Genomic DNA, 6,141 nt, shown 5'->3' on the forward strand with positions numbered 1-6,141 from the left:
CGTATAAGGGATTGAGCGATTTAAATTTTTCTTCATTTGTCCTAACGTGTGTGCGTAGTGCTATAAGAGCTATGAAAACTAAACCTGTCAAGGCAACTTGTAATGAAAAAACATCCCGTAACTTGGTTCTACATCTTAGCGTTTAGCTTCTCATGGCTTGGCATGATATCAGCAGCCTTAGGCTCGCGAGATATTGCCCCATTTGACAGTCCTTACTTTCAGTTGTTTTCCATCTTTTATGCCGTTGGACCTGCGCTTGCGGCTGTTATTGTGTCACAAGTGGCCGATGGGAAGACAGGGGTGCAAGAATTTGATAAGGGGCTTATTCAATGGCGGGTTGGTCTAGTCTGGTACATCGTAGCGGTGCTGGGTCCTGTTGTTCTTTTAATTGCGGCACAAGTCGTCACAAAATTACTTAGCTTGCCCGTAACAATCGCAGTGCCACAAGGCAATTTATCTTTCTTCGCCATTTTTGGTTTCGTGATTAATTTCTTCGCCAATACCTGTGAAGAAATTGGGTGGCGTGGTTTCGCATTGCCACGATTGCAGAAACGACATAATGCCTTGACTGCCACCCTCATAGTGGGCATATTGTGGGGTTTTTGGCATTTGCCGCTTGTCTTTTTGGTAGGCAACCCGATGTCTGAGTTTCCTTTCCTCTGGTTCATCATCATCGTGACCAATGCTTTTATCTATACTTGGATTTACAACAGTACTAAAGGCAGTATTTTGCTCGTGGCACTTTTTCATGGTTCGCTGAACATATTTGGAGCATTTATACCTGGAGTGTCTGCTATCTCGTATGTCCTTCTGAATTGTGTGGTGGCTATCATCCTGATCGCCGTGTTTGGAAGAACGAATCTCTCTCGCCGAAAAAGAGTTTGTGCGGGCTAAAATCTGGTTCCAACTAACCGTTAGGCTCCTGAGTGATTAACACAATGGTCTTGGGCCTGCTGGCTGCTTTCTTCGGTTGTTAGACCACAGTTGCCCACCTTAGGTATGGTGCTGTTTATCCCGGGGATTTTTGGCCCCGGTATCGCGGCGATCTCTGTGGTGAGGTATGCCAGTGGACAGAACGGGCTGCATAGTTGGCTCTGGCGTTCTCTTCAATGGCGGCTTGGCTGGCGCTGGCTGGCTCTCTCGTTTTTCTTGCCTCTGGCAGTCATGGCGCTGGCCGCCGCTGTGCACATTGCCCTGGGCATTCCATCCGATGACAAGGAACTTCCCCGAAATCATTACCAGTCCGAGTCTTCACCGACAGATCGCCCAGTCAATCGACATAGCTGGTCAGTTTTACAAAGTAATTTTTCAGTTTGTTAAGGCTTTGGTAACTCTTGTATCATCCTCAGTACAATCGTGAGTTGGGTTGTTCGAGATGAGTTATGGTAAAAAAAACCAAGCAATCCTTAAGTAATTCTTAAAGGAGTCGTGTTCTTTGCCAGATCGCGACACAGCGCTGGAAAACCAGCTTTATTTCTCGGCTGCTGCCACTTTACCTAAGGAAGGAGATTGTATGACTCCCACAATGCTGCGTCAGTTGTGGTCTTTAATTGAAACGACTCAAACTAACCTGCTACTGAAACTCGACGATGCTAGTCTCGTTCAGTGGATACTCAAGCAATTCAAACAAGAGCGAGGTCTCAATTCAGAGGAAATGCATATTTTGAATGACTATCTCTATAATCGCTTGTCTCTGATCCGAGATCTGGCAGAACAACGGTATACGGCAAGTCACTCGTCATCCTAGGGCAATTTGGCTGCAAGCACTCATCAGTTCACCAAAGAGGGGGTGATGAGGTGAAGGGGTGACGGTATACAGAAGATTGAGGTGGGCAATAACACTCTCTTGATAACCTGAGCATTTCCAGGTTGATCACTCTTGCCCACCCGACTTCACCTTCAAGTGACTTATTCTCAACATTTATTAAAAAATATTTCGGTAAATTACTATATATTTCGTGCCTAACCAGCGCTACGTTACCACCAATCCCTGGAACACTAAAGAGAATCTGTTTCAGCTTTTATTTATCTTGTCAGACTGAGATAATAGGTTTAAACTTTGATCAGGACAAGGAAGAAGGCTTCGCGTCAAGCTCCGATCAATGAATCTCAAAGAAGAGAGGTTCCTCTTCCCCCAAATATTAAGCTTTTATAAAAGGTAGACCTGATACAGAAATCTAGGTCATTATTGACTAAACTTAATGAGAATTACTTTTAACAAGTTGCAGAATTCGCATCCTATCATTGGAGTCAAGACGATATGGAATGTCACAAATGTCAGAACACCTGCCACAGTAAGCCCAAAAGAGGGGTTGGCTGGAAATGGTGGGGAAAACCGCCGCAACCATCACCTCTGAAAACTGAACCCATTCCCCAAGTGGCTTTGGTGGGAACGCCCAATGTGGGTAAAAGTGTTCTGTTTAATGCCCTGACGGGAACCTATGTCACCGTGTCAAATTATCCCGGTACAACAGTGGAAGTCTCCAGGGGTCAGATGACGGTTGGGGATCGCCCGTTTGCGGTGGTGGATACGCCGGGAATGTATTCCCTACTCCCGATTACCGAAGAGGAAAAAGTATCGCGGGATTTATTACTCAGCGAACCTGTAGACTTGGTGATTCACGTCGTCGATGCCAAAAACTTAGGGCGAATGCTTCCGTTGACGTTTCAGCTTATTGAAGCGGGTTTGCCGGTGCTGTTAGCCGTCAACATGATCGATGAAGCCGAACAACTGGGGATTGAGATTCACCGGGATCATCTGGAGATGGAATTAGGGATTCCGGTTGTCACTATGGCAGCTGCACTGAATGTTGGTTTACGAGATTTGAAATATAAGGTGGGTGATTATGTTAAGTCAGGTTGCTTATCCGGAACCTATTGAGGGGGCGATCGCGAAACTGGAGTCATTGTTATCACGATTGTCGCTATCCCAGGATTATCCCCTATCCCGGCGTAGTATTGCCCTACTCTTGTTGCAAAAAGATCCGGCACTTTGGCAACAACTTCAGATTCAGGAGACAGAAGCGGAAATCAAAGCCGCGATCGCAGATGCTGAGAGTCAGTTGGATGAACCGCTAATCGCAGTTATTGCTAAGGCGCGTCAGCAACGGGCGTGGGCGATCGAACAAATTGTCCTCAGCGAATCGAATCAAGGCAAAACCCCCTTAGCGGAACGACTACACCAACTCACGGTGAATCCGTGGACAGGATTTCCGATTTTGCTGGCGATTCTCTATTACGGGGTTTACAAATTTGTCGGCGAATTCGGCGCGGGGACGATGGTGGATACCATTGAAACCTTTTTTGAGACATATATTAATCCCGTTGTCAACCAAACGGTAACGGTAATTTTGCCCTGGCAACCTTTACAGGATTTAATTGCCAACGACTACGGGATTATTACGCTAGGGATTCGCTATGCTGTGGCGATTGTCTTACCTGTGGTTGCCACATTCTTTTTCATGTTTTCCTTCCTAGAAGACAGTGGCTATCTGCCGCGATTATCCCTGATGCTGGATAACCTGTTTAAAGCGATCGGGTTATCGGGGCGGGCGGTGATTCCGATTGTGTTGGGATTGGGCTGTGATACGATGGCAACCTTAGTCACGCGAACCCTGGAAACGACACGGGAACGATTAATTGCCACGTTTTTACTCTCCTTAGCCATTCCCTGTGCGGCACAGTGGGGGGTAATTGTGGGATTATTAGCCCAAAAACCTGCGGCGTTGTTGATTTGGGGAGGAGTGATTGCGGCAATTTTTATGATTACGGGCTATTTAAGCGCCCGAATGCTTCCGGGAAACCCGGCTAGTTTCTACATGGAAATTCCCCCCTTGCGCTTTCCCAAACTGCAAAACATTCTGGTGAAAACCTATCTCAGAATGAAGTGGTATTTCTTGGAGATTTTGCCTCTATTTATTTGGGCATCAGTGATTATTTGGTTTGGGCGTTTGACCGGGTTGTTTGGCTTGATTATTCAGGGGATTGAGCCGATTGCTTTAGGGTTAGGATTGCCCAGAGAAGCTGCACCTATCTTTTTATATGGCTTCTTCCGGCGGGATTACGGCGCAGCTGGGTTGTTTGATATGCAGCAAGAGGGAATTTTTACAGGAAATCAGTTGGTGGTGACAGCGATTGTATTGACCCTGTTTCTGCCTTGTATTGCCCAACTGCAAGTGATGTTGAAAGAGCGGGGGGCGAAAGTAACTTGGGCGATTGTGGCGTTTATTTTCCCCTTTGCCTTTTTTGTGGGATATCTGGTCAATGGTTTGTTAAATGTATTAGGAGTGACGATTTAAATGATTGCACTAGCATCGGTTAAACGGGGAAATAGCGGCACCGTTGCTGCGTTGAAGACGAAGGATGAGATGACGTTGCAGAAGTTGATGGCGATGGGGATTAGTCCTGGAATGCCGATTCTGTTGGAGCAGCGGTTTCCCTCTTATATTATTAAGGTGGGCAGAACGCGGGCGGCGTTGGATCGGGAAATGGCAAAGATTATTTATTTGCATCGCTAAGAGGGCAAATGTCACCTGGTTTAGCAAAAACGCCGGAAGCCCCACGCCGTCCTGAAAGGCGGCGCTGGGATGGATAGGCGGTTAATCACTGGGGTTCGATACCCCAGTGATTAACGAGTAGGTGCATTCTGTCCGCGAATATATCGTTCCAGAACCTCGATATTCGCTCCACCCACAGACTCAATAGCATAGGAGTCATTCCAGAATTCCCTTTTGCTATCGTCATCCTTTTTCCAAAAGAACTGAGCCAGATGCTCAGAAAACTCCTTGTTAACCTTACCACTAGTAACAGTCTTCAAGTTATTGATGAACTTAGAAAGTTGCATCTGTGGGTAATAAGAAAACAGCCTACCAATACCGCCTGTATCCCAGTGACAAGCAAAAGATCTCCCTCAACAATGGATTGAGGGTTTGTCGCTATTGGTACAACCGGATGCTGGGTGAACGACTGGATTGGTGGGAGCAGAACCGATGTCCGGTTAATTCCTGTCCCCTGATTTGTCACTTGCCCGAACTCAAGGAACGTCCCAACTACTACAACCAGAAGAATCAACTACCTAGCATCAAGGAAGACTTGGTACTGGTGAGATGGTCAGGAGAACTCTTAGACTTCAGTGATATCTATTCGACTATCTTGCAGGATGTCTGCAAGCGAGTTGACAAGGCATTCGAGCGATACATCAAGGGGGACAAGGATGGGAAACGCTCTGGCAAGCCTCGGTTTAAGAGCGAGTCTCGTTATCGCACGATGGTCTTTGATGGGGCAAAGAATGAGTGGTTGAAGTTCTGCACGGTCAACGGTCGTTGGCTCTACCTAAGGCTTCCCAAGATTGGGTTAGTCAAGGTGAGAACTCATCGCCCGATACCAGATGGTTTTAACCTCAAGCAGGTCAGTGTTACGAACAAATCTGACGGCTGGTATGTGTCATTCATTTTAGACGACCCATCCGTTCCAGACTTTACCCCAGATAAGACAATCCCGACTTGGGACAATTCGATGGGACTAGATGCTGTCCTGAACGAAGATGTGTATATTGCCACCTCTGAAGGTGAAAGCATCCCCTCTCTTAAGCCCCTGAGGAAAAACCTCGACAAGCTAGGGAAGTTGCAGACCAAGCGAAACGCTAAAAACAAAGGGTCTCGCCGTCGCCGTAAACTAGCCAAAAGAGAAGCAAGGTTTCATCAGCGCATTGCTAGGAGTCGTCAAGATTTCCAGTACAAGACAGCGTACAAATTGGTGCGAACCGGGAAGAAGGTGTTTTTCTGTGAGGACTTAAACCTCAAAGGATTGACCAAGCGTAATGCACCTAAACAAGATGATGACGGGAAATACCTTCCCAACGGGCAATCCGCAAAGTCAGGACTGAACAAATCCTGGCTGGATGCTGCATTCGGACAATTCTTTTCCACGCTAAGTTACATAGCTGCAAAAGCTGGGGCTGTGGTCGTTGAAAAGAATCCTGCTTATACTTCCCAAATCCTCTGCTATCGAGACGAGTTTGTATTCACAGATTGTTCGATTCGAGAGTATTGGGATGAACAGTTGCAAATCTGGGTTGATAGAGACATTAATGCTGCTATCAACCTAAAACGTGTAGGGCTGGACGTGTTCCCTACCCTAAAA

General features: G+C 46.7%; 8 protein-coding genes. 7 read left to right on the forward strand and 1 reads right to left on the reverse strand.

Going from position 1 to position 6,141, the window contains the following annotated elements:
• Positions 1-102 precede the first annotated feature (102 nt).
• The 6 genes from MC7420_RS18470 (at position 103) to MC7420_RS18495 (ending at position 4,517) form a co-directional block, all read left to right on the forward strand.
• Positions 103-894 (forward strand): CPBP family intramembrane glutamic endopeptidase, encoded by a 792-nt coding sequence (locus MC7420_RS18470; protein ID WP_006102199.1) that lies wholly within the window; start codon positions 103-105, stop codon positions 892-894.
• Between the two features lie 90 nt (positions 895-984).
• A complete protein-coding gene (locus MC7420_RS41605) occupies positions 985-1,320 on the forward strand; it encodes a hypothetical protein (RefSeq protein ID WP_232231729.1) in 336 nt (111 codons plus the stop codon).
• A gap of 193 nt (positions 1,321-1,513) precedes the next feature.
• Positions 1,514-1,747, forward strand: coding sequence for a hypothetical protein (locus MC7420_RS18480; protein ID WP_044208127.1), 234 nt, complete (start codon positions 1,514-1,516; stop codon positions 1,745-1,747).
• Between the two features lie 513 nt (positions 1,748-2,260).
• Positions 2,261-2,881 (forward strand): FeoB small GTPase domain-containing protein, encoded by a 621-nt coding sequence (locus tag MC7420_RS18485; protein WP_006102259.1) that lies wholly within the window; start codon positions 2,261-2,263, stop codon positions 2,879-2,881.
• Positions 2,847-4,298, forward strand: a complete 1,452-nt coding sequence (locus MC7420_RS18490; protein WP_006102196.1) for a ferrous iron transporter B — start codon at positions 2,847-2,849, stop codon at positions 4,296-4,298. Before MC7420_RS18485 ends, MC7420_RS18490 begins: the two co-directional genes overlap by 35 nt.
• Positions 4,299-4,517, forward strand: coding sequence for a FeoA family protein (locus MC7420_RS18495; protein WP_044208130.1), 219 nt, complete (start codon positions 4,299-4,301; stop codon positions 4,515-4,517).
• A 110-nt stretch (positions 4,518-4,627) separates the two neighbouring features.
• Here MC7420_RS18495 and MC7420_RS18500 read toward each other — a convergent pair whose 3' ends face one another.
• On the reverse strand, positions 4,628-4,816 hold the full coding sequence (locus tag MC7420_RS18500; protein ID WP_232231730.1) for a transposase: 189 nt from the start codon (positions 4,814-4,816) through the stop codon (positions 4,628-4,630).
• Between the two features lie 29 nt (positions 4,817-4,845).
• Between MC7420_RS18500 and MC7420_RS42640 the strand changes: the two genes are divergently transcribed.
• Positions 4,846-6,141: RNA-guided endonuclease InsQ/TnpB family protein (locus MC7420_RS42640; RefSeq protein ID WP_052307501.1), on the forward strand; the 1,296-nt coding region annotated here is incomplete at its 3' end.

The organism is Coleofasciculus chthonoplastes PCC 7420, from assembly GCF_000155555.1.
In the GTDB taxonomy this organism is placed as follows: domain Bacteria; phylum Cyanobacteriota; class Cyanobacteriia; order Cyanobacteriales; family Coleofasciculaceae; genus Coleofasciculus; species Coleofasciculus chthonoplastes_A.

What these genes read in the sequence shown, in the direction of transcription:
- MC7420_RS18470 (WP_006102199.1), top strand. Translation starts at nt 103, where the DNA reads ATGAAAAAACATCCCGTAACTTGGTTCTACATCTTAGCGTTTAGCTTC.
- MC7420_RS18480 (WP_044208127.1), top strand. Translation starts at nt 1,514, where the DNA reads ATGACTCCCACAATGCTGCGTCAGTTGTGGTCTTTAATTGAAACGACT.
- MC7420_RS18485 (WP_006102259.1), top strand. Translation starts at nt 2,261, where the DNA reads ATGGAATGTCACAAATGTCAGAACACCTGCCACAGTAAGCCCAAAAGA.
- MC7420_RS18490 (WP_006102196.1), top strand. Translation starts at nt 2,847, where the DNA reads ATGTTAAGTCAGGTTGCTTATCCGGAACCTATTGAGGGGGCGATCGCG.
- MC7420_RS18495 (WP_044208130.1), top strand. Translation starts at nt 4,299, where the DNA reads ATGATTGCACTAGCATCGGTTAAACGGGGAAATAGCGGCACCGTTGCT.